Here is a 24,866-nt window from a genome sequence, read left to right as displayed (position 1 = left end):
ACAATAGGTATTATTTTTCACATTCAAAAATGAATGCAGATGCAATATTTTTACTTAGCGGATGGTATTGTAAGATAACATCTAAGAATTTAATAGGGAAAGTAAGGCACATTACAATAATTAATAAAATATTGTGTAAAGGCTTAATTCCGAATGAAAAAAGCATGACCACCCATTCTTGCAATTGCCAAAGCATACCACCTGTTGGGCTGATTGAATGTATTTTAAGATTATTAAACTCCTGAAATTGTACTTTTATTCCTTCATAAGTAAATCTTTGAAAATCGTACGGAGATGCGTGGAAACCTTGCATAAAAGGAATTTCGCATAATAACTTTCCACCAGGTTTTAGTACTCTGTGAATTTCTGCTATTACAGCCTGAGGATTAGGAACGTGTTCTAAAACTGCAATATTAATAATCTGATCTACAGAATTATCCTTAAAAGGTAGCTTTGTAATGTCGCAAACTACATTTACAGGATTATAAGGTATAAGATCTACATTTATAATATCTTCTCTTAAATCTGTATAGCCACTTCCTAAATTTACAATTACCTTATCAGAATTTTTTGTCTCCTTTAGTAATTTCTTTAAAAAATAATATCTGGATGGATAAAGCGGAGCAATAATATATATTAATAGCTCATATAACCATACATATTTTTTAAAAAATGTTTTAATTTTATCGAGGGAATCAGAAACGATATCTTCATTAAATTCCAGAAATACAAATTTTCCATCTTTGTATTCATAGTTTTGCCCGGCTGCAATAATTGATTGTATTTTTTCTTTCATTTTTGAATTTTCTTAATAATTAACAGTTTATAAAGTCTTTGTAATGGGGGTTACAGATAAGTAGTATACAGTTTTTTTAAATATTCTTCGGGTGATATTTTACTAAAGAAGTCTTTTGTGCTATCTTCAAAATCAATATCATAATACGAGCCTTCATTTACAACTTCATACATTAGTTTTTTACCTAGATGGTTTTCTAAAGGAGTAATGACCTCGGTTAAAGAAAACTGGTAAGGATATACTAAATTGAAAATTTTATTTTCTATTTTATTTTCATGAATAAATATAGCTACATCATTTACACCAATAAAAACTCTTTTTGCTTTGCCATGTACCTTAATTATTTTTCCTTCTTCAATAGAATTTTTAAGATAATTGATTAAAGTATTGTTATTTCCTCCTTTCCCTACAGCATTTCCAATTCTGAAAATAGCGTATTCTTGGCAAGTCTCTGAAATTATTTTTTCCATGTTGAGCTTATGCATTACATAGTGGCTTTCAGTTTTTGAAGAATCATACACACTGCAAGTTGAAAAATAAATCAACTTTTTATTAGGGTATTTCTCAATTGTTGAATTAAGAAGATCAAGTTCTCGTTTGAATTCAGATGCTTTGGTTTCTAACGAATTAGAAACTCCTGAAGCGAAAAATATTATATTCTCATCATCAAAAGACCTGAATGCATTTGCTAAAATTCCGTTACCAATAATCATATGTTGATCGTTTTTTCAATAATAGTGTAAGGCCTGTTTCTTACTTCGTTATAAATTCTGTAAATATATTCGCCAATTAATCCTAAGCTAATTAGCAATATAGAATTAAAAAATGCCATTATTATGATTATAGTTGTATAACCGGGCACCTCAATTTCATTTTTTAAATACCTTACAAGAGTAAATATTGTAAAGAGAATAGAAATTAAAAGCCCAAGATTTCCTAAAATACTGATAATTTGTAAAGGTAAAGATGAAAAAGAAAAAATACCGTCTTTTGCTATTTTTATAAGTTTTTTTAGTGAATATCCAGATTCGCCCTCCACTCTTCCGCTTCTTTCGTAACGTAGCCCAAGTTGCTTAAACCCTACCCAAGCTCTAATACCTCTCAAATAAGGATTTTGCTCATTTAAAGTAAGCATTTTATCTTTTACATTTTTTGTCATCACACAAAAGTCTCCAGAATCTAAAGGGATTTTGGTATCGCTTATTGAATTTAAAAATCTGTAAAAGCTGCCATAAGCCAGTTTTTTTAACTTGTTTTCTTTTCTTTTTTCCCGGATGCCATATACTACTTCGTATCCTTTATCTAGTTCATCAAAAAAACGGGGGAGAAGTGATGGCGGATCCTGAAGATCATCATCTATAATGGCTATATAATCACCAGTTGCATAGCTAAGACCTGTTTTTACAGCAATTTGATGTCCGAAATTTCTCGAAAGTTTAATTGCTTTTATATATGGATATTTATCAGATAAAGCCTCTATTACTTCGAAACTTCCGTCTGGGCTTCCGTCTTCCACCAAAACAAGTTCCAAATCCCAATTTGATATCTTTCTCTGGTCATCCACTGCCTCCAAAGTTTTATACAAAAATTTAGAAGAATTGTAGACAGGAATAATGAGGGAAATTTTTTGATGCATAGTGTTTTTTATCTTAGTGTTTATAATTTTCAAAAATATAAAAAAAATATTTGAATAATTAAATGATCTTGTAGTATATAACCATTTTAAAGCCTGTTTTTTAAAGCAAAATATTGATACCTTGTTTTCAATAATTTGGGGTTTGCTAATGCTTTAAATGCATAATTTATATACTTTGCTACACCTTGTTTTTGAGAAATGTAAGCGCAAATTCCTTTTAACTTAAACATTTCTGTAATATCTTCGGGTAATTTTTCCTCTTTTGCCCAAGAATATAGCGAGTTATAGAGCTTTTCCTGATTGATGTAATATTGCTTTGATCTATTCTGAACCGATGAAAAAGTATTATTCTCATGTCCTGTTCTTATAGCAACCGCTTTATCTATAAAACCTGATTTTAAATTACAGTGATAAGATAATTTTACAATGAAATCTTTATCTTCATGCATTCTCAAGCTTTCATTGAGCCTTAATTTGGGATTTTCAATCGCTGATTTTCTGAGGGTTGTAGCAATAAGTGAAAAAAAAGTTCCGAATGTAGGATCAATCTGAATAAGACCATTAAAAACCTCTTTACCTTCTGCCGGATGATGAACGGTAGTTAAACCAGTATCATTGATCACAGAAAGGTATTTCTGTTTTCCGGCTTCTGTTACGAATTCTACACCAATAGCTCCGAAAACTCCGTCAATATCTGGATTTTTAAGATACTCTCTTTCTGCATCAAACCTCTTGGGAAGATAATAATCGTCGGCATCCAAAAATGCTACAAATTCCTGTGAAGCGAGATCCATACCCAAATTTCGTGTAGCTGAAACACCATGATTTTTTTTGTCTTTATGCTGAATCGTCTTTACTAGAGGGTGCTTTTCTGCCATTTGCTGACAGATTTGTAATGAATGATCTTTCGAGCCATCATCTATCAATAAAACCTCTTTCACTTCAGGAAACTGAATCACAGATTCTACCGCTTTCTCGATAAATTCTTCGGCGTTGTAAACAGGTATAATAACGGTTATCGTCATATTTTACAGAATTTCGTCTTTCAGTGCTTCTAAATATTTTCTTCCATATCTGCGATCGGGCTCCAGATAATTGCCTTCTGCCCATTCATTCCATGATTTAATGAAAATAATTCTCTCTTCTTCAGGTTTATCTTTTACTAAATCTAGCGCTTCTTTTACATGTTGTCTAAACAATTCCGGAGTAGAATCATGAAGAACCAAGGTTTTTCCCTTACTTCTCGGTGAATGATCCCAGTTTGGAAACAGGGTAGGGATTACATTTTTATGTTTAGACTCTTCTCCCAGCAAAACTTTTATAGCCTCACTATATTCGTATTTCGGAATATTAGTAGCATAATTTTTAAGCTTGTATTCCAGTTTTTCTTTTATTGTCAATTTAGGTTTTGGAAGTAAACGCTGAACCTCATTCATACGAACTACATTTACCGCATCTAAACCTAAATCTAGAATTTCCTGATATTTTCTGAAATCAAAAAGATGACCTACGAAATAGATACCATCTAAGCCGTTTTCCTTGGCCAGTTTATTCCATAGATCTAAAAATACTTTTACGTCCGGAATATCAAAAGCTTTATAAATAACAAATAGAGGCTTGTTGTTTACTCTGATGTATCGGCTGTCTTTGAAGGCAGGTAATAATTCATAAAAATGAGCAGTATAATCTTCAATTCCGGGATAAGTCTGCTCAGCCAAGATTTGATTATCCAAACCATGCCAAATACCTTTCCATGTCTCGTTTGCCCAAGCTATACAAAACGGAAAATCTGGTTTGCCGCTTTCTAAAACTTCTTTAAAGATTTTATCTAAAATACGTTTGCCATTGCCAAACCAATAATGCCAATAACAAAAACCTTCGATACCATGCTCTCTTGCCAATTCTGCCTGCTGTTCTCTTGTTTCAGGAACTCTTAGATCATAAAATCCAAGTTCGGAAGGTAAGTTGGGTTGATGATGTCCCGGGAATAATGGCTTTGCTTTGGTAACATTCGTCCATTCGGTAAAACCTTTTTCCCACCATTCGTCATTTTCAGGAATGGGGTAGTATTGAGGGAGGTAATATGTTATTGCTCTTGCTTTCATTTTTAAATTATTTTTCAAGTGTTTTGATTAATCTTGCTGGTACACCAGCAATTACGGAATTTTTAGGAAATGATTTGTTTACTACAGAATTTGCTCCTATAATACAATTTTCGCCAATGGTAACTCCGGGTAGTATGCAGACTCCTTCACCAATCCATACATTATCTTCAATAATAACGGGACCTTTGGCGTAAAGAGGTCTGAGCCTCGGAGGAATGTCTAAATCATTACCGCTGATATCACCGTGATAATGATCTGAAATATAAATTCTGCTTGCCATTAAAACATTATTTCCAATGATAATTTTTTCAATGGCACCTATATGAACGTCTGAATTTACAATTACATTGTCACCAATAGATATTTCTGGGGTAAAAGTTTGGCCTTGAAAACGATCCCATGCTTCAAGTCTAAGATTGAATAGTGAGCTGAATCCTTTTCCAATTGACATATATTTTGGATTTTTTATCCAATAAAAGTCAGGCAGATGAGAGCCTTCTCCAAACGTTTTGAAGTTAGCTTTTGCCCAAGCATTTTGCTGATGCATTTTATGAGATTTGTATGCATCAGAATTAATTATTTTAAATAAATATTTTACAAGATATTTTTTTAAAAAACTCATTCTCCTTTTATTAAGTAATAATATAATTCTTTTAAAAACTGTATTTTATTTTCTTTAAATACTTTTTTGTAATAATTACGTCTGTAATTAGGAATTAACTTTAATCTTTCTTTTGCAGGTAAATATTTGTTTATTGTATTATCAAATATAGGATTATATAAGTTTTCAGTCTCAATCATTAATTCATTGAAATGTTGATAAGATTCCTGAATGCTTACCCTTTTTTCTAAAAAAGACATAGGATTTTCTCCTTCTAGTATTTTACCTAAGATTTGAGCAAATTCCTCTTCACTTAGCATAGATTCTCTTCCCTGAGAATTTCTTTGGCTTCCTTTCTTATGTTCAATTGAAAATTTTTCTACAAGCTCATCCAAACTATTGGTGGATTCAAAAGTTTCAGACTTAGAGAATAAATTTTCTATTTCGTTGTAAAGGCTGTTTGAACTTACATACGTGAAAACAGGAAGTCCAGCCGCTATTGCAGTTTGAGTCATTAGAGATCCTGAAATGGGAAATGTTGAAATATAATAATCTACCCTTTTCATAACTTCAAATAAATCATATCTGTCACCAATGAGGAATATTCTGTTATTAAGTTCATTTTTATTAATGAAATCAATAATAGCACTATTATTACCGCTTCCTGCCAATACAAAAATTAAATTATCATCCAATTTTAAAAGACGTGCAATAGTTTCAAAGAACTCTAAATTATGTCCCAGAATTTTATAGAAAGTACTTCCTGAAAAAATGATTTTTTTTCCTTGAGTATCAAAATCAAATCCTTGAAATTCTTCCGTAGATAAAATTGGATAAAACGGTAATAAACGGGTTTTATGAGCCGGAATATTTCTTAATTGTTCAGACAAATTCATTCCAAAAGAACGAAACTCTATGTTAACATCTGTAATATCAGTACCTAACCAAAACGTGTGATCTGTTAAGTTAACTTGATATCTTGTTGCGCCTTTTATTTTATAAAATGCCATATAGGCAATTGTATCCCAAGGGATAAGGTGCATTAAAATATCCTTTGGTTTCTCAGTTTCTACAATCTTGAATAGAGACTCACATAATTCAATTCTGTTATTACCCTCAAGATAATAAATTACTTTGTTTGGATAATTTTCGATTTCAGCAAGAATAGCCTCGTTTTTATATTGTCTTTTTTTATTTTCAAAAACTAGAACAATTCGCTTATTCAATTCTTTTAGTGCACGCAAATATTGCTGGGTAAGCCCTCTGTTGTCATATCCAAAAAAATCATAAAATAATACAACATTATCTTTCGGTATTATTTCTACGTTTTCAAATAAATGATTGGCAATTTGCTGTAAAGAATGTTCAAGTTCTTGATCGTATAATGTAGAATTGAAGCAATAATTATATTGTAAATGTGCAGACAGTTCGATCAATCTTAAAGCTTTATCAAAATCTTTAAGACTAATAGATGTCTTTAAATTCTTTTTTAGAATTGAATCTAAATTTATAAGTTGCTTATTTGAAATCATTTACTATTGAAATTATTTTTTCAATTTCATCTTCTGTCATCACAGGAGAAATAGGCAAACTTAAAACTTCACGGTGTATCTTTTCACTAATTGGGAAAGACATTGTATTCCATTCCTTATAGGCCTCCTGCTGATGAGGTGGAATAGGATAGTGGATTAATGTTTGAACCCCATTTCCAGTAAGATATGTCTGAAGTTCGTCTCTTTTTTCTGAACGGATAACGAAAACATGCCATACATGCTCATTCTCGTCTTCCGGATTTTCAGGAAGAATAATTGCCGAATTTTTTATTTCATTAATAAAACGTTTTGCAATATCTCTTCTGATCGTATTTTCGTGATCTATATATTTCAGTTTAACATCCAAAACAGCCGCTTGAATTTCATCCAGCCTTGAATTTAAACCTTGATAAATATTTACATATTTTTGATTGGAGCCATAATTTGCCAATGCTCTGATTATTTTTTCCAATTCTTCATCATTGGTTGTTACAGCACCTGCGTCACCCAAAGCGCCTAGGTTTTTACCGGGATAAAAACTAAAACCTGCAGCATCTCCTAAATTTCCGGATTTTAAACCATTCCATTCAGCACCGATGGCTTGTGCGTTGTCTTCAATGATTTTTAAATCGTGCTTTTGAGCAATTTCTTTTAACCCATCAGAAAAAACAATTCTTCCCTGCAAATGAACAATAAGAATTGCTTTTGTTTTGGGGGTGATTTTTTCTTCAACTTTCGAAATATCAATATTATACGTATTAATTTCAGGCTCTACTAAAACAGGAACTAATCCGTTATCAGAAATGGCTAAAATAGAAGCTATGTAGGTATTGGATGGAACTATGATTTCGTCACCGCGATTCATGATTCCCATTTCAATATAAGCTCTAAGTATAAGTCGAAGAGCATCTAAACCATTAGCAACGCCAATAGCATGTTTTGCTCCGATGTATTGTGAAAGATTATTTTCAAAAGCTTTTACTTTTTCTCCAAGCAGATACCAGCCAGAACGGAAAACCTCTAAAAGTTGGGTTTCAATTTCTGCCTGATGCAAAAGGTTAATTTTTTGTATGTCTAAAAATTTTATCATTTCTTTTTATTTTGAATATGCTCCCATATATTTCAGCACATTAGAAAGAGAATTTTTTTATCTCTTTTGAATTCTTCAAAATATGAGCTGTGTTTTTATTATATAATTTTTAAATCAAAAACAGTATTTGCAATAATATCTGGCTGATAGGGGATTAAACTTTCTTTGCTTAAAAAACCTGAAAGTACAGCCGCTGTTTTTATTCCTAATAATTTTCCGGTTTCAACATCTTTTCCTGTGTCACCAATAAACCAATCTTCAGAAGTTACTTGAACAGCATTTTTAACTAAATCATGCTTTTCCTGTTTCTGTTGAGTCACTAAAAGTTTTAGAAAAATGTTCTCCCAACCGTATGATTTTATCTGTTCCACAGCAATGTTTTCAGATTGACGCGCTGTTACAACAAATAGAGAATGCTTTTTAGATAGTTCTAGCAGCCATTCTGAAATTCCTTCAAAAGGAATATCTAATTCTAGCCATTTTTCTAATTCAATTTCTGACATCCATTTTTTCTCAAAATCGCCAAATTGCTCGTCAGAGTAATTAAATTTTGAAAAAAGAATTTCTTTATGACTTATTTTATTACGCTTAAAATCCCAATATTCATCAAAAGATAATTCAGAAGTAGGAACTAATGACTGAAATAATTGATATAGTCTTTGTCGGGAATCTATTAAAGTACCATCTAGGTCGAAAAAAATATTCATGCTAGTTTTTATTTTTTTTCATGTACTCAAATTCTTCCTTTAGCCCTTCTTCCAACGACGTTTCTTTCTGCAATAAGTAGGTATTCATTTTTGAACTGTCAAATACAAAGTCTCTTCCTTTTTTTTCAACAGGTATTTTTTCTATTGCTACCTCTTGATTAGAAATAAGTTGTATTGTATTCACCAAATCTTCGATGGAAATAGAACGATTGCCGACTAAGTTGATAACGCCAACATCTTCGAGATCAATAGAGCCAACAATGGCTTCTACAATGTCTTTGATATAAATAAAAGAACGTAATTCTTCTCCCGAACCCCAAATCTGAACAGGTTTTTCGGATAAAATATTATTAATTGTAGCAGGAATGATCTTCTGATAGGCCTCTTCTCCAGGGCCATATACATGACCTATCCTTAAAATCTGAACAGATTTATTTTGCTCTTTTCCCCAGCTTTCAACCATTTTTTCTGAATATAGCTTAGAGTGACCATATAATGACGTAGGTTTTTCTAAAGTACTTTCAGAAATGATCTTGTCATTATCATAAACATCAAGTGTACTAAGGTAAATGAATTTTTTTAAACGAGGCAAAGCAGCATTTAATAGCTTGTAAGTGCTGGAAATATTTGAATTGGATAATTGAATATTATTTGCTTCACTTCCTTTTTTGGGGGTAAAAGCTCCTGCGTGAATTATTGTTTCAATATCTTGAAAGCCATTTTTTATAAAAAAATCGTCTTCAAACTGATAATTGTTATGCAACAGATATTTACATTCTGATATAGGTTGAGAAGTTAAACACAAAATATTATCTCCGCCATATTTTTCAATAAGCAGGGCAAGTAAGTGTTTTCCTATAAATCCTGAAGCTCCCGTTAAAAGTAACATTTACAAGTTTTTTATAAGTTGTTGTATTTGTATATCCGTCATTAATCTTGGCTGAGTATCCATACCTCTTAACCATAATAATCCATCTTCTAACGGATTTATCTTTTTGTTTAATTGAGGAAACTCATTATATAAAGCAATATCTTTAAAGATTTCGGGCATATTTAATCCTGCTTCGGTAAAAAATAATACGGTTGTAAAGAATCTTGAAATATTGATTTCCGTAGGATTAGGAATGCCATTTTTATCATAGGCCATATCTACACCAAAGATACCATGAGGTTTATCCGAAACAGCTTTTATCGCAGCTATTGATATTCTGTCTACTTCAGGATCTGAATAGGTTTGCCCTACTTTTGTAACACCCGTAACACCAGAAACAGTTCTGTTACCATGTGTCCATCCTTTTCTCAATCTTGTCTGAGCTACCACCAATTCTCCTTCATGCCAAATAGAAAGCCATGTTACCGTATCCGGAGTTAACATTTCTGCTGCAACAAAATCTCCCCACCCATTATATCTTTCGATCCATCCTTTTGCAAAAGAAAAATCATTTGTAGGAAGTGCCCCTTTGCCTCCTCCTCCGATAGATGAAGCTCTTAGCCATATTTTTCCATCTTTATCACCTAAATCTGAAAAAGCTTTCTTTAAATCTTCTTCATTATTAAGCATGATATTTTGCGGAACTGTTACGCCCGCTTCTTTGAATTTTAAATACGTTTTATATTTATGAACACAGGTGTCTATCACTTCATGAGAAGGCATAAATGTCTTGGTTCCTGTAGCATGAATTTCTTCTCTTATTTTAGAAGCATGATAAATCTCTAAATCATTTTGAAAATGTATTAGATCTGGTTTTTCCTGATTCAGTATTTGTAATAATGATTCTTTATAATCAGCTTGATTGGCATAAGGTATATAAGATACTTCATGAGCATTCGATAGTATCAGGTCAGTTGGTTCACTGCCCATGCCGATTACTGTTTCTTTTTTTGAACTTCTAAGAAGTGAGTTGATTACTCCTTCAGAGGGAGCACCGCCTGCACCGGCAATTAATATTTTAATCATTATATAAATTTTAAAAATTCATGATAATCTCCTATATAGTCTTTTTCATTATGAATGTTGAAGTTCCGAAATCAAGCAAACCAACTTTGAATCTGAGTTTGATTACTAATGCTAAATCACTTGAGATTGGATGCAGTTTAATTTTCGGCTATTGTGAGATTTTCTTCATCAAAGTTTATTTTATCTGTCTGTATTAATGTAATTATAATTAAATACAGAACTATTGTTTTTCATTTGCTACAATTTTGAATTCATCAAAATCTCTGAAATAATCACTTTCATCATACAATTCTGAAGCTAAACATAAAAGAACTGCACTATGCGAAAACTGTATGTCCCGCCATACTAATTTTGGGATATATAAACCTTTTGTAGGATGATCTAATACAAAAGTATTTTTATTACCTTCTTTATCTTCTGTATTAAAAGTAATCGTTCCGGAAACTGCAAATATTACCTGCTGTAAATTTCTATGAGCATGCCCTCCTCTTACGACATCTTGTGGAGTAAAGTAGGTCCAATACACACGTTGTATATCAAACGGAATATTCTTTTGAGCTTCAGCAATTGTAATATAACCAAGTTCTGAAGAACCTATTTTGTCAAATGTTATTATTTGTGGTTCTGCCATGTCTGGGAATTTTTTATTATTTCTTTAATCATGGTGTCTGTACTTTATAATCGAAATGAGGTCTTGTAATTCCAGGATAGATGTGAAGCTTATTACCAACTTTTACATTTTCAACTTCAAACCCTATGAAACTATCAACTCCGTATAAAAGTTCGCTTTGATCTCTTCCGAAATACAGTTTAAAGTAATAATTTCCAGCGTTTAATAATCCCGAAGGAATATCATATTCTACAGTATATTCACCTATCTTGGCATCGTTATTTTTTGCAGCAAAGGCACCTACATGAAAAATTACTAATTCTTCATAATTCTTTAATTCAAAAGTCGTATCCAAATTAATATCAGGACGGAAGTTTTCGAAAACCAATTTTACACGAACTCCAGAATCAATATCAATTAAACTTCCCTTGATAGGATTTACCGAAAATTCTTTTATTCTGATGTTTTCATTGCCTAACGCCTCATTTATATTTCCGTTGTAGTGATAAGAGCTTGCGGTGGCACTACTTTTTTGATATTCGATAATTGTACTTAGCATATCACCTTCATATTGAAGTGTACCTTGATTTAGAAGAATACCTTTGTTACAAAGCTCTTTTACGGCAGTCATATTATGGCTCACAAAAAGAATTGTTCTTCCTTCTCCTTTTGCCACATCGTTCATTTTACCTAGACACTTCTTCTGAAAATCTGCATCTCCCACTGCCAAAACTTCATCAACAATCAAAATTTCAGATTCCAAATGGGCTGCAACGGCAAATGCCAAACGAACATACATTCCCGAGGAATATCTTTTTACAGGAGTATCAATATATCTTTCAACACCTGAAAATGCTACAATTTCATCAAATTTTCTGGTGATTTCTTTTCGGGTCATCCCTAAAATGGCGCCGTTCAGAAAAACATTTTCACGACCTGTCATTTCGGGGTGAAAACCTGTTCCTACCTCTAATAAAGATGCAATTCTTCCGTTGGTATGAATGGTTCCTGTGGTAGGTTTAGTTACCTTACTTAATAGTTTTAGTAATGTAGATTTTCCGGCACCATTTCTTCCGATAATTCCTACGGCATCTCCCTGATTAATTTCAAAATTAATATCACGAAGAGACCATACATATTCAGAATCTCCTTTGGTGGTTCTGTCGTTAGATTCTCCAATTTTTAAATAAGGATCTTCTTTTCCTCTTACTCTGTGCCAAAACCTGTTGAGGTCATGAGAAAGCGTGCCTGTTCCCACTTGCCCCAAACGGTATTGTTTTGATATGTTTTCTGCTTTTAAAGCTAGCATGTTTCTTTGTTTTAAATTTTTTTGTCAGCGTGTTTTTAATAATATTACACGGTGTCCATAAATGTTTTTTCCACCTTGTTGAAGGTAATGATGCCAATAAATAAAAGTACAACGATAATACCCGAACTTATTAGAAGCATTGCAGGGGAAAAATCTCCTACACCAAGCCATCCGTATTTAAAGCATTCAAAAATACCTGTAAGCGGATTAAATTTAGCTAGTTTTTTAAAATATCCAGGAAGCATTGATACCGGATAGATAACCGGAGTAGCATACATATATAATGTAATACCAAATGCTAATAGCATACTTAAATCTTTATACTTCGTAGTTAATGCTGAAAAAATCATTCCCACTCCTAAAGCAAATAATGCCATTAACAGAAGTAAAAAAGGAGTTGCTAAAATCCAGATATTAGGAGAGATTTCGTTGTTAATTAAATAATAAACCCAAACCAGCAGGAATAAAATAAACTGGACACTTAAGCGCATTAGGTTTGAAATCACAATGGAAATAGGGGTTACTAATCTTGGGAAATATACCTTGCCGAAAATGCTGGCATTTCCTGTAAATGTACCCGATGTACCGAGCAATGCCCCTGAAAAATAATTCCACAAGGTAACTCCTGCCAAATAGAAGATAAGTCCCGGAGCTCCATCTGTAGGAAGCTTAGCAAATCTACCAAAAATAATAAGGTAAGTAATTGTAGTGAAAATGGGATTGATAAAAAACCAAATAGGACCTAATATAGTTTGTTTGAAACTGGATATAAAGTCTCTCTTCACAAACATGTAAATCAAATCTTTATACTTCCATACTTCTTTAAGTTTTACATCAAATAAAGAATGGCTGGCCTCTATCGTTTCTGTCCACTTCTGTTGTGGTTCATTCATCTGTGTGAAAATTTAGTGCAAATTTATAATAATTAATCTTTACGGTACTTTCATGTTTGTGAATTATTATTCACATAACAATTGGAAAATAACAACTAATATATTAATATTTGTTGGTATTAACAAAAACTATTAACCATAAAGGTTAATAGTTTTGAATTATTTAAAATTAAATTGTTATTTCTGTACGAGTTTCTTCAGGTATTCTCCGTAACCGCTTTTGCCATATTTAACTGCCGTTTCGAGCAATTTTTCCTCGTCGATAAAATGGTTTCTGAATGCAATTTCTTCAATACATCCAATTTTGAAGCCTTGTCTTTTTTCAATAACACTTACAAATTCTGAAGCATCATTTAGAGAATCGAAAGTTCCTGTATCCAGCCACGCTGTTCCTCTGTCTAAAACACCTACCTCAAGTTTACCGTTGTTTAAATATACATTATTTACATCAGTAATCTCTAATTCTCCTCTATGAGAAGGTTTGATGTTTTTGGCAATTTCTACAACATCATTATCATAAAAATATAAGCCAGGAACTGCATAATTTGATTTTGGCTGCGTTGGCTTTTCTTCGATAGAAACCGCTTTAAAGTTATCATCAAATTCTACCACACCATATCTTTCAGGATCTGAAACGTGGTAAGCAAACACAACACCTCCGTCTGGATTGGTTTTGTTTTTCAATAAAGTTCCCATTTCGGAACCGTAGAAAATATTATCACCTAAAACCAATGCCGCAGCATCGTCTCCGATGAATTTATCTCCTAAGATAAAAGCCTGTGCCAGACCATCCGGACTTGGCTGAACAACATATTCTATATTACATCCGATTTGCGATCCGTCGCCCAGTAGCTTGATAAAACCTGCCTGATCGTGTGGAGTTGTGATAATTAAAATATCTTTAATTCCAGCTAACAATAACGTGGAAAGCGGGTAATAAATCATTGGTTTGTCATAAACCGGCATTAATTGCTTACTTACAGCAATCGTAAGAGGATAAAGTCTCGTTCCTGAGCCTCCTGCTAAAATGATACCTTTCATCTCTTGTGTGTTTTAGTTATACTGGTTTTCGTAGTACTTCTGGTAATCGCCGCTTGTTACGTTTTCAAGCCATTCTTTATTTTCAAGATACCAGTCGATTGTTTTTCCTAAACCTTCTTCAAACGTTACAGATGGTTTCCATCCCAGCTCAGAATTCAGTTTTGTAGCATCAATTGCATAACGTTTGTCGTGACCAGGTCTGTCTTTTACAAAAGTGATCAGTTTTTCAGAATAACCTTCTTCTCTTCCAAGTTTAGCATCCATTTGCTTGATTAATTCTTTAACCAAATCAATATTCTGCCATTCGTTGAAACCTCCGATATTGTAAGTTTCTCCCGTTTTAGCTTCATTGAAAATTTGATGAATTCCTTTTGCGTGGTCGATTACGTATAACCAGTCTCTTGTGTATTTTCCGTCACCATAAATTGGCAAAGGTCTTTCGTTAATAATATTTGAAATACAAAGTGGAATCAATTTTTCAGGGAAATGATTCGGACCGTAATTGTTTGAACAGTTTGAAACAATAAAAGGCATTCCGTAAGTATTTCCGTACGCCCTCACCAAATGGTCAGAAGCTGCTTTTGAAGCTGAATATGGAGACTGCGGATCGTAAGATGTTGTTTCAAGGAAAAATCCTGTTTCGCCTAAACTTCCATACACTTCGTCAGTAGAAACGTGATAAAAAAGATTGGTTCTTTTTTCATCAGGAAATCTTCCGTGTGTATGATCTGGGTTTAATGCCCAGAATTCTTTACAAAGATTCAGAAGATTCGCTGTTCCGTTTACATTAGTGTTGATGAACGCCATCGGATCTGTAATACTTCTGTCCACATGGCTTTCGGCTGCTAAATGCACTACCGCATCTGGATTATATTTTTCGAAAACTTTTCTTAGTTCTTCAGGTTTTGTGATGTCGGCTTTTTCGAAAACATAATTAGGTTCGTTTTCAATATCTTTTAAATTTTCAAGATTACCGGCATAGGTAAGAGCGTCAAGGTTAATTATTGTCGTGTTCGGATTGTTTTTTACAAACTCTCTTACCACGTGGGAACCAATAAAGCCTGCTCCTCCTGTAATGATTATGTTCTTCATCTATTTATTTTGAGATTGTCTTTCTGCCTATACTTTTATAAAAGAAACCATTTTGCTCAGGAATTTCCAAAGGATACATGTTTCTTCCGTCAAAAATAACTTTATTTTTAAGTTTTTTAGCCATTAATTCAAAGTTTGGATTTTTGAATTCCGGCCATTCTGTTGCGATGAATAGAGCATCTGCATCTTCCAATGCATCATACATTCCTTTCGCATACTGAATTTTGTCTCCCAGTACTTTTTGCACATTACTTTCGGCAATAGCATCGTATGCTACCACGTTTGCACCTTTTTGTAAAAGAAGATCGATATTATCTAAAGAAGATGCTTCACGAATGTCGTCTGTATTTGCTTTAAAAGCAAGTCCCCACATGGCAATTTTCTTTCCTTCAATGTTTCCGCCGAAATATTTTTCGATTTCTGAAACAAGAATTACTTTTTGCGCTGTGTTTACATTTTCGGTAGCTTCAAGAATCTGGAAGTTGAAATCTTCCTGCTTTCCAGAGTTGATCAATGCTTTTACATCTTTAGGAAAACAGCTTCCTCCGTATCCAATTCCCGGGAAAAGGAATCTGTGACCAATTCTGTCATCACTTCCCATTCCAAGTCTTACTTTATCAACGTCAGCACCTACTTTTTCACAATAATTAGCTATTTCATTCATAAATGTAATCTTTACAGCTAAGAATGAGTTGGCAGCATATTTTGTTAATTCAGAAGACTTTTCGTCCATGAAAATAATAGGGATTCCTGTATTGGTAAATGGCTGGTAAATTTTAGCCATAATGTCTTGTGCTTTTTGAGAGCTTGCGCCTACAACAACTCTTGACGGGTTCATAGAATCTTCTACCGCAAAACCTTCTCTAAGGAATTCCGGGTTTGAAACCACATCAAAAGGAATTTGAGTTTTAGATGAGATTACCTCTCTCACTCTGTCGGCTGTGCCTACGGGAACTGTACTTTTGTTGACGATCACTTTATATTCAGTCATCATCTCACCGATATCGTTGGCCACTTTTAAAACGTAAGAAAGATCTGCAGAGCCATCTTCTCCTGGTGGAGTTGGCAGTGCCAGATACACAACTTCGCTTTTGTCTAAAGCTTCTTTTAGGTTTGTAGTGAAAAATAATCTTTCAGATTGAATGTTTCTTAAGAACATTTCTTCAAGGTTCGGCTCATAGATGGGAACTACGCCGTTTTTCATACCTTCTACTTTCTTTTCATCAATATCTACACAGTATACTGAATTTCCAAGTTCTGCAAGGGTGGTTCCTGTAACTAATCCTACATAACCTGTTCCTACAATAGTAATATTCAAAATGTATGTTTTTAAAATTTCTACACAAAAGTAATAAAAATACTTTCACTACGTCTTTTAATTTGATGTAAATCATTCTTTAACTTATTTGCTTGATAATAAGATGATTTTGCTTTTTTACGAAAAATTCGTATATTTGCATTGGATTTACGGGAAAAAATGAGAAGGCTTCGGAAGAAAGCCTTTTTTCGTACTGTAAATCAAGCATTAAATTTATGGAGTTTAGAAAAAGAATTGAAGAATTATTAAATGAATTCCTTGCAACAAGAACAGATTTGTTTCTTATTGATTTAAAGATCTCTGCAGGGGACGATATCACTGTGATTTTGGATGGTGATAATGGGGTTACTTTGCAGGATTGTCTTGATGCAAGCCGCGCAGTAGAATTTAATATGGATCGTGAAGAGCATGATTTCAGCTTACAGGTAATGTCGGCGGGATTAAGCGAGCCTCTTGCGACACCAAGACAGTTTAATAAAAACCTTGGAAGAGAGATCGAAGTAATGTTTGAAGACTCTACAAAAATTGAAGGTGAACTGTCTAAAGTAGATGACGAAAAAATTACACTTACGCTTCGTTACAGAAAACCGAAAGATATCGGTAAAGGCAAAGTAGATGTGGTAGAAGAGAAAGAGATACCTTACTCTGAGATTAAAAAAGCATTAGTAATAATTAAATTTTAAAAGAAAAAAGAATAAATGGATAATATAGCGTTGATTGAATCCTTTGGTGATTTTAAAGACGAAAAAGGGATCAGTAAGATTGATCTTATGGCAATTATTGAAGATTCACTGAAGACACTTTTGAGAAAAAGATACGATTCAGATGATCATTTTGATGTGATTGTAAACCCTGACAAAGGAGATTTTCAGATCTTTTTAAACAAAACAATCGTTGAAGACGAAATGTCTGAAGATGATGATTTGGAAATCGAGATTTCTGCGGCTAAGAAAATAGATCCTACCTTCGAAGTAGGTGAAGATTTTACCATGGAAATTCCGGTTGCTCAGTTGGGAAGAAGAAATATTCTTACGTTGAAACAGATTTTGGCAACAAAACTGCAGGAACATAACAACGCCATGTTGTATGAGCAGTTCAGAGATAAGATCGGGGAGATTGTGGTAGGAGAAATTCACCATATCCGTCATAAGCATGTGATCTTGTTGGATGATGAAGGAAACGAATTTATCTTGCCGAAAGAAAATCAGATCCAATCCGATTTCTTTAAAAAGGGTGAGAATATCAGAGCTATTGTTGAAACAGTAGATTTTAAAGGCTCTAAACCACAGATTATTATTTCCAGAACTGCACCTAAATTCCTAGAGAAATTATTAGAGCTGGAAATTCCTGAGATCCAAGACGGAACGATCATGCTAAAAAAAGTAGTGAGAATTCCTGGTGAAAAGGCGAAGATTGCAGTAGATGCTTACGACGACAGAATAGATCCTGTAGGAGCTTGTGTGGGTGTGAAAGGTTCAAGAATTCACGGCGTGGTAAGAGAGTTGAGAAATGAAAACATTGATGTAATCCAGTGGTCTAAAAACCCGGAGATCATGGTGAAGAGAGCTTTAGGTAATGTTACCATCAATAAAATTGACATCAACGAGGAAACTAATTATGCTTTAGTTTATACCCCTGTTGAAGAGATTTCTAAAGTAATCGGAAAGCAAGGTCAGAATATCAGACTGGCTTCTTGGTTGTCAGGATTTGAAATTGATGTATACAGAGAGTCTAGCGAAGATGACGATGTTGAATTAAGAGAATTTAATGACGATATCGAGCAGTGGATTTTGGATGAATTTAAGAAAGTAGGTCTTACAACTGCGAAATCGGTATTAGATAAAGATACTGAAAGTCTACTGAATATGGTGGATCTTGAAGAGGAGACTATTGAAGATGTGAAGCGTATTCTTAGAGAAGAATTTGAAGATTAAGATTTTAAATAAATTTTAATAAACAGTAAAAAAGAAATACTTTAATTTTAAGAATTAAAAAACAGTAAATAATATAGATGCCAAAAATAAGATTAAATAAAGCGGTTAAGGAATTCAATATTTCGATGTCTAGGCTTGTAGAATTTTTACAATCTAAGGATATTGTGGTTGAAAACAATCCTAACGCTCAATTAGAAGAAGCGGCATATTCTGCATTGGAGGCTGAGTTTGCCAAGGATGGTGAACAGCGAAAGGCTTCCCATGAGGTGGTGATCACAAAAGTTCCGGAAGAAAAACTGGAAATTGAAGAGAAGAAAACCCCTGAAGTAATAAGAGCTAAAGCTAATAAACCAGAAACTAAGATTTTAGGTAAAATAGACTTAGAGCCTAAAAAGCCTGAAGTTGAAGAAACTCCTGCTCCTGCTCAAAAGCCGGAACCGGTAATTGAGGAGAAAAAAGAGGAAGTAGCACCTGCTCCGGAAGTGAAAGAAACTCCTGAAGTAAAAGCGACTCCCGAAAAACAGGAATTTAAAGTTCTGGATAAAATTGATTTGTCTCAATTAGAATCTAGAAACAGACCTGCTAAAAAAGACAAACCAAAAGAAGAAGTGAAGAAAGCAGAGGAAAAACCAGTTGAGCCTGTAAAACAAGCTCCAAAACCAGTTGCTGAAACTCCGGCTCCGGCTAAACCTGCTGAGGTAAAAGCTGAACCTCAGAAAGCTGAGCCTGAATCTCAGGAACCACAAAAAATTGAAACAGTTTATCAGAAACTAGACGGTCCTAAGATCGTTGGAGAAAAGATCGACTTAACTCAATTTGCGCCAAAACCTAGTTCTGGAGCAAAAAAGAAAAGAAAAAGAATTGAGAAGCTAGGTGGCCACAACAACCAACAAGGTGGTGGAAATAACCAACAGGGCGGAAACAATAACAACAACAATAACCAAGGTGGCGGACAAGGAAACCGTCCTCAAGGTCAAGGCGGACAAGGTGGAAACCGTAACCAAGGACAGGGTGGACAAGGAAATCGTCCTCAAGGTCAAGGTGGTCAAGGCGGAAACCGTTTTGGAAACAACCAAGGAAACCGTCCACCAGGACAAGGTGGTCAAGGTGGAAACAGAGGCGGATTTAACAGAGGCGGACAAGGAGGAAACAGACCTGGGCAAAGAACCATGCCTGTTGAATTAACAGACGAACAAGTTAAAAACCAAATCAAGGAAACCCTTGAAAAATTAACAAATAAAGGAGGTAAGTCTAAATCTGCTAAGCACAGAAAAGATAAGAGAAACTTCCGTAGAGAGCAGGATGAGCGTCAGCAAGAAATTGATGCGGCAGATAGAACATTAAAAGTTACAGAATTCATCACTGTTGGTGAATTGGCAAGTTTAATGAACGTTTCTCCTACAGAAGTAATCTCTGCATGTTTCTCTCTTGGGGTAATGGTTACCATGAACCAAAGACTTGAAGCTGATACTTTATTATTAGTAGCAGATGAGTTCGGTTATAAAATTGAATTCTCTGATGCAGATCTTGAAGATACAGACTCTGAAGAAGAAATCGATACTGAAGAAAGCTTAGTGCCAAGAGCGCCTGTTGTTACGGTAATGGGGCACGTTGACCACGGTAAAACTTCATTATTGGATTACGTAAGAAAAACTAACGTAATTGCGGGTGAATCTGGAGGTATTACGCAGCACATCGGAGCTTATAATGTGAAATTGGAGAACGGTCAGAGAATTACATTCTTAGATACTCCGGGTCACGAAGCCTTTACGGCGATGAGAGCGAGAGGTGCGCAGATCACGGATATTGCGATTATCGTAATTGCTGCCGATGATGATGTAATGCCACAAACGAAAGAAGCTATTGCTCACGCTCAGGCGGCAGGTGTACCGATGATTATTGCGATCAACAAGGTAGATAAACCAAATGCTAATCCTGATAATATCCGTCAGCAGCTTTCAGGATTGAATCCTTCTGTTTTAGTTGAAGAATGGGGTGGAAATGTTCAAGCTCAGGAGATTTCAGCTAAATTTGGTAATAATGTTGATTTATTATTAGAGAAAGTTTTATTACAGGCAGAAATGCTTGAATTAAAAGCTAATCCGGATCGTTCAGCAAACGGAGTTGTTATCGAAGCTTCTTTGGATAAAGGAAGGGGTTATGTAGCAACAATGTTGGTTCAAACCGGAACTTTAAGAGTTGGAGATTATGTGGTAGCAGGTAAGAATCACGGTAAAGTAAAAGCTTTGCTTGATGAAAGAGGGAAGAATCTTAAAGAAGCAGGTCCTTCAATTCCGGCAACAATTTTAGGTTTGGATGGAGCGCCTACCGCAGGAGATAAATTCCGTGTTTATACCGACGAAAGTGAAGGTAAGGCAATCGCGAATAAGAGAGAGCAGCTTCAGAGAGAACTTTCTATCAGAACTAAAAAACATACAACGCTTGAAGAGCTTGGAAGACGTATTGCTTTAGGGGAATTCAAAGAATTGAACATTATCCTTAAAGGTGACGTTGATGGTTCTGTGGAAGCACTTTCTGATCAGTTACAGAGATTGTCAACAGAAGAAATAAGTGTGAAAATCCTTCACTCAGGTGTTGGACAAATCACGGAGTCTGATATCAACTTAGCGGCAGCATCTGATGCGATTATCATCGGCTTCAACGTAAGAGCGGGTGCTAATGCAAAAGAATTGGCGGATCGTGAAGAAATTGAGATCAGAACATATTCTGTAATCTATAAAGCTATCGATGAGGTTAAAGAAGCGATGGAGGGAATGCTTTCTCCTGAAATTCAGGAGCAGGTAATCGGTAATGTTGAAATCCGTGAGGTATTTAAGATCTCTAAAGTGGGTTCAATTGCTGGTTGTATGGTTCTTACCGGAAAAGTAACAAGACAATCGAAAGTACGTTTGCTAAGAGACGGTATTGTGAAATTTGATGGAGAATTAGAAAGCTTAAAGCGTTTCAAAGATGATGTGAAAGAAGTAACAAAAGGTTACGAATGTGGATTGAACTTGAAAGGCTATAATGATATTGAAATAGGCGACATTCTAGAAGTTTACGAAGAAGTTGCTGTTAAGAAAAAGTTGAAATAACTCTACTTTTTATAGATAAATAAAAACCACCTTTTTTTGAGGTGGTTTTTTTATTTAATATATTTTATTAATTTATAATGATTCTAAATAAGTTTTTTCCTATTAATGAAAACATGTTAAAAGTTTTTTCTAGTATATTGAAAATGTATTTTATTTAAAAATGAGCGAATATTATTGTTAAATTTTGTTTGTTTTAAGTATATTTTATAGTAAAACCTAAAAGTAACTCTCTAATAAGTGGTAAAAAAACTTGCAAGTGTTAAAATTTATTAACATATTTGCCCATTAAATATATTAAAATTTGTTAATATGAATGTTAAACTACGTGTATTAAGTGCTGGGGCGTTGTTCTTTTTAGGGCAAACAGCTTACGCACAATCCAAGAAGGATACAGTTGCTAAAGAAACTCAGATTGAGGAAGTAGTAATGGTAGGATTTGGTCAGAAGAAAACAGTTCAGGAATTGACAGGATCTGTAAGTACCATGTCAGCAAAAGCTATCGAGGATGTTCCTGTAGCTTCTGTAGATAAAATGCTTCAAGGTAGAGTAGCTGGGGTGCAAACAGGAAATGCTTCTGGACAACCAGGAGGTATGGCGTCTGTGCGTGTTCGAGGTATTTCTTCAATCAATGGGGTGACTTCTCCTATTTATATTGTTGATGGAGTTAGAATAGCATCAGGAGATTTATCAAGACAAAATACAACTTCGAATGTCTTAGCTTCTCTAAATCCAGACGATATTGAAAACGTTACAGTTCTTAAAGATGCTGTCTCAACGGCAGTATATGGAGCTGATGCGGGAGCTGGGGTTATTGTAATTACAACTAAATCTGGTAAAAAAGGAAAGCCTAAGTTTAATTTAGGTTTTAGTAGTGGTTTCAATGATAGAGCAGTTAAACCTCACAGAGCTTTCACTGCTGATGAGTGGAAAAGCTATGTCGCAGAAGGATTCTCAAATTATTATGATGAGACAATTACTGTTGATGACATAAAAGGAGGTGAGTTAGGAACAGGTCCAGCTGCTATTTTTAATTCTCCATATAGTACTGATTGGCAAAAGGAAACTCAAAAATATGGTTACCAGCAAAATGCTGATTTTAGTGTGTCTGGTGGAAATGATAAATTCACGTATTATTCTTCTTTGAACTATTTCAATCAAGAAAGTGTTGTTAAAAATTCATATTTTAACAGATTAGCATTTACTAATAGATTAGCTTATCAAGCTACAGACAAATTAAAAATTAGTACAGACTTCCAATTTTCGTATAGTAAGATTAGTACACTAAGCGATGGAGGGGCATTTTCAAATCCTATTTTGGCTCAGTATTTTAACAGACCAACAGATCCTGTTAGAAATGCAGATGGTAGTTGGTATTTTGGAGGAGCTACTGGAAGGTTAAGCAACGGTAACTTTAACCCTGCAGCTCTTCAAGATTTAAATTATGTGAAAGCAGGTACTTTCAGAGCGTTTGCTAATTTAAATGCAGAATATAAAATTTTAAAAAATCTGACTTATAGATTTGTTTTCTCTCCAGAATATATAAATATAGAAGAAGATACTTATTGGAATCCTTTACATGGTGATGGATATAATTATGGAGGTTATCAAAAAACAGGTATGGGACGTTATTTTAATTTTAACATCCAAAACATATTAGATTTTAACTATAGATTTGATAAGCATAATGTTGCTGCTTCATTAATTCAGGAAGCTTACAAAAAAGATGAAAAATATCTTACAGCAACAGGAATTACTGTTGGTACTCCAACATTACAAACTTTAACAAACTTCATTGTTCCTTTTGGATATGGAGGAGAAAGAGGTCTAACTTCACGTTACGGGTATGCTGCTACAGGTCATTATGATTATGATAAATTAGTTTTAGTTGATGCTTCATACAGACGTGATATCTTATCTCAATTCGTACCAGGTCAAAAGGCTGGGGATTTTTGGTCTGTAGGTGTCGGGTTAGATGTAGCTAGATTTGAGGTTATAAAAAATATAGGAGCAATTTCTATGTTGAAGTTTAGATCATCTTATGGTAAATTAGGAAATCAAATCGATGCTAATCCTTATGCAACATATTCTTATACAACAAACTATAATGACTATGCTGCGGCTTCTATTAATAGAGTATATAATCCAAATTTATCTTGGGAAACAGTTAATCCGTTTAACGTAGGAGTTGATTTAGGATTCTTCAATAATAGATTGACAGTAACAGCTGAATATTATAATAAGAAAACTAAAAATCTAATTTATAATATACCTTTATCTGGTGCGCAAGGGGTTAATAACCCAGATAGTCCACTAAGTGCATTCTACGTAGACAATGTAGGAACATTAGTAAATAAAGGATTTGAATTTGCTGTTAATGCTGATATCATTAAAGGTGATAGAAACCAACTTAATTGGTCTATTGGTGGTAACCTTTCAACTCTTAATAATGAAGTTACGGAGTTATATGGAGGTACGGTAAATGGTTCAACAACAACACTTAGAGTTGGTGAAGGTGTAAGAACTTTCTATCTAAGAAAATGGGCAGGCGTAGATCCTTCTAATGGAGATCCGCTTTGGTATGTAAATGGTGTTGATGGTGCAACGACCAATAATTATAACCAAGCTCAACAAGCTGTCCAAGGATCTTTCTTGAGTAACATATTTGGAGGTGCTAATACGAGTTTATCTTATAAAGGGTTCTCATTAGATCTTCAATTTACTTATGGTTTTGGAGGGAAAATATATGATGATTGGTCAAGCTACCTATATTCTGATGGGCAATATTCATATAACTATCCTGGATATGGTGACGTAATTGGTGATTATTGGACTCCAACTAATACAGGAGCATCAAATCCTAAACCTGTATACGGTGGTAACAAACTTTCAAACAGAGCATCAACTAGATTTTTATATGACGCAGATTATATTCGTTTAAGTAATGCGAGAGTTGCATATACATTCACGGGTGATTTCTTAAGGGGTTCAGGATTAAATTCTGTTCAAGTATATGCAATGGCTAATAATGCATGGACCTACAGATTTGATAAGAAATTAAAATTTGATCCTGAAACAAATATTGCGGGATACACAAATTTAAGTTTACCGGTATTGAAGTCGTTCTTATTTGGTGTTAATCTAAGTTTTTAA

The 24,866-nt window shown here is 34.0% G+C and carries 21 protein-coding genes; 4 read left to right on the top strand and 17 right to left on the bottom strand.

Annotation, left to right across the window (positions count from 1 at the left end; translation table 11 throughout):
• Nucleotides 1–10: 10 nt before the first annotated feature.
• From OXQ85_RS15435 to OXQ85_RS15355, 17 genes are all read right to left on the bottom strand, one after another.
• Complete coding sequence (locus tag OXQ85_RS15435; RefSeq protein WP_267405606.1) at nucleotides 11–796, bottom strand: class I SAM-dependent methyltransferase; 786 nt, start codon at nucleotides 794–796, stop codon at nucleotides 11–13.
• Between the two features lie 50 nt (nucleotides 797–846).
• Complete coding sequence (locus OXQ85_RS15430; protein WP_267405604.1) at nucleotides 847–1,509, bottom strand: NAD(P)-dependent oxidoreductase; 663 nt, start codon at nucleotides 1,507–1,509, stop codon at nucleotides 847–849.
• Entirely contained in the window at nucleotides 1,506–2,465 is a 960-nt protein-coding gene (locus OXQ85_RS15425) for a glycosyltransferase family 2 protein (RefSeq protein ID WP_267405602.1), read from the bottom strand. The genes OXQ85_RS15430 and OXQ85_RS15425 overlap by 4 nt, the downstream gene beginning before the upstream one ends.
• A 53-nt stretch (nucleotides 2,466–2,518) precedes the next feature.
• Nucleotides 2,519–3,457: a glycosyltransferase family 2 protein gene (locus tag OXQ85_RS15420; RefSeq protein WP_267405600.1), complete on the bottom strand. Its 939-nt coding sequence runs from the start codon at nucleotides 3,455–3,457 to the stop codon at nucleotides 2,519–2,521.
• Nucleotides 3,458–3,460: 3 nt separating this feature from the next.
• Nucleotides 3,461–4,537 (bottom strand): glycoside hydrolase family 99-like domain-containing protein, encoded by a 1,077-nt coding sequence (locus OXQ85_RS15415; RefSeq protein WP_267405598.1) that lies wholly within the window; start codon nucleotides 4,535–4,537, stop codon nucleotides 3,461–3,463.
• 7 nt (nucleotides 4,538–4,544) lie between these two features.
• Nucleotides 4,545–5,159, bottom strand: a complete 615-nt coding sequence (locus OXQ85_RS20640) for a DapH/DapD/GlmU-related protein (protein WP_276590721.1) — start codon at nucleotides 5,157–5,159, stop codon at nucleotides 4,545–4,547.
• Entirely contained in the window at nucleotides 5,156–6,670 is a 1,515-nt protein-coding gene (locus OXQ85_RS15405; protein WP_267405597.1) for a hypothetical protein, read from the bottom strand. The genes OXQ85_RS20640 and OXQ85_RS15405 overlap by 4 nt, the downstream gene beginning before the upstream one ends.
• Nucleotides 6,657–7,760, bottom strand: a complete 1,104-nt coding sequence (locus OXQ85_RS15400) for a DegT/DnrJ/EryC1/StrS family aminotransferase (protein ID WP_267405595.1) — start codon at nucleotides 7,758–7,760, stop codon at nucleotides 6,657–6,659. Before OXQ85_RS15400 ends, OXQ85_RS15405 begins: the two co-directional genes overlap by 14 nt.
• Before the next feature lie 98 nt (nucleotides 7,761–7,858).
• Nucleotides 7,859–8,467, bottom strand: a complete 609-nt coding sequence (locus OXQ85_RS15395; protein ID WP_267405594.1) for an HAD hydrolase-like protein — start codon at nucleotides 8,465–8,467, stop codon at nucleotides 7,859–7,861.
• 1 nt (nucleotide 8,468) lies between these two features.
• Nucleotides 8,469–9,356 carry an NAD(P)-dependent oxidoreductase gene (locus OXQ85_RS15390; RefSeq protein ID WP_267405593.1) on the bottom strand — a complete coding sequence of 296 codons (888 nt, stop codon included), beginning with the start codon at nucleotides 9,354–9,356 and terminating at the stop codon, nucleotides 8,469–8,471.
• Nucleotides 9,357–10,424, bottom strand: a complete 1,068-nt coding sequence (locus OXQ85_RS15385; protein ID WP_267405592.1) for a hypothetical protein — start codon at nucleotides 10,422–10,424, stop codon at nucleotides 9,357–9,359. It abuts the gene before it with no gap.
• Between the two features lie 220 nt (nucleotides 10,425–10,644).
• Entirely contained in the window at nucleotides 10,645–11,055 is a 411-nt protein-coding gene (locus OXQ85_RS15380) for an FdtA/QdtA family cupin domain-containing protein (RefSeq protein ID WP_267405590.1), read from the bottom strand.
• A gap of 28 nt (nucleotides 11,056–11,083) precedes the next feature.
• Nucleotides 11,084–12,343 (bottom strand): polysaccharide ABC transporter ATP-binding protein, encoded by a 1,260-nt coding sequence (locus OXQ85_RS15375; RefSeq protein WP_267405588.1) that lies wholly within the window; start codon nucleotides 12,341–12,343, stop codon nucleotides 11,084–11,086.
• Between the two features lie 44 nt (nucleotides 12,344–12,387).
• Nucleotides 12,388–13,236, bottom strand: coding sequence for an ABC transporter permease (locus OXQ85_RS15370; protein ID WP_267405586.1), 849 nt, complete (start codon nucleotides 13,234–13,236; stop codon nucleotides 12,388–12,390).
• Nucleotides 13,237–13,413: 177 nt separating this feature from the next.
• Nucleotides 13,414–14,277, bottom strand: coding sequence for a glucose-1-phosphate thymidylyltransferase RfbA (gene rfbA / locus OXQ85_RS15365; protein ID WP_267405584.1), 864 nt, complete (start codon nucleotides 14,275–14,277; stop codon nucleotides 13,414–13,416).
• A gap of 12 nt (nucleotides 14,278–14,289) precedes the next feature.
• Entirely contained in the window at nucleotides 14,290–15,369 is a 1,080-nt protein-coding gene (gene rfbB / locus OXQ85_RS15360; RefSeq protein ID WP_267405583.1) for a dTDP-glucose 4,6-dehydratase, read from the bottom strand.
• A 4-nt stretch (nucleotides 15,370–15,373) separates the two neighbouring features.
• Nucleotides 15,374–16,687, bottom strand: coding sequence for a UDP-glucose/GDP-mannose dehydrogenase family protein (locus OXQ85_RS15355; protein ID WP_267405581.1), 1,314 nt, complete (start codon nucleotides 16,685–16,687; stop codon nucleotides 15,374–15,376).
• A gap of 215 nt (nucleotides 16,688–16,902) precedes the next feature.
• On the opposite strand from OXQ85_RS15355, the gene rimP reads away from it, so the two are divergent.
• The 4 genes from rimP to OXQ85_RS15335 all read left to right on the top strand — a co-directional run bounded on the left by rimP (nucleotide 16,903) and on the right by OXQ85_RS15335 (nucleotide 24,866).
• Entirely contained in the window at nucleotides 16,903–17,370 is a 468-nt protein-coding gene (gene rimP, locus OXQ85_RS15350) for a ribosome assembly cofactor RimP (RefSeq protein ID WP_267405579.1), read from the top strand.
• Nucleotides 17,371–17,385: 15 nt separating this feature from the next.
• Entirely contained in the window at nucleotides 17,386–18,621 is a 1,236-nt protein-coding gene (gene nusA, locus OXQ85_RS15345; protein ID WP_267405577.1) for a transcription termination factor NusA, read from the top strand.
• A 77-nt stretch (nucleotides 18,622–18,698) separates the two neighbouring features.
• Nucleotides 18,699–21,716, top strand: coding sequence for a translation initiation factor IF-2 (gene infB / locus OXQ85_RS15340; protein WP_267405575.1), 3,018 nt, complete (start codon nucleotides 18,699–18,701; stop codon nucleotides 21,714–21,716).
• Between the two features lie 309 nt (nucleotides 21,717–22,025).
• Nucleotides 22,026–24,866: a SusC/RagA family TonB-linked outer membrane protein gene (locus OXQ85_RS15335; RefSeq protein ID WP_267405573.1), complete on the top strand. Its 2,841-nt coding sequence runs from the start codon at nucleotides 22,026–22,028 to the stop codon at nucleotides 24,864–24,866.

It is taken from the genome of Chryseobacterium sp. GM_Chr_2 (genome assembly GCF_026540445.1).
In the GTDB taxonomy this organism is placed as follows: Bacteria; Bacteroidota; Bacteroidia; order Flavobacteriales; family Weeksellaceae; genus Chryseobacterium.
Note: the sequence above shows the minus strand (reverse complement) of the source record. Positions and strands in the feature narration are given on the sequence as shown.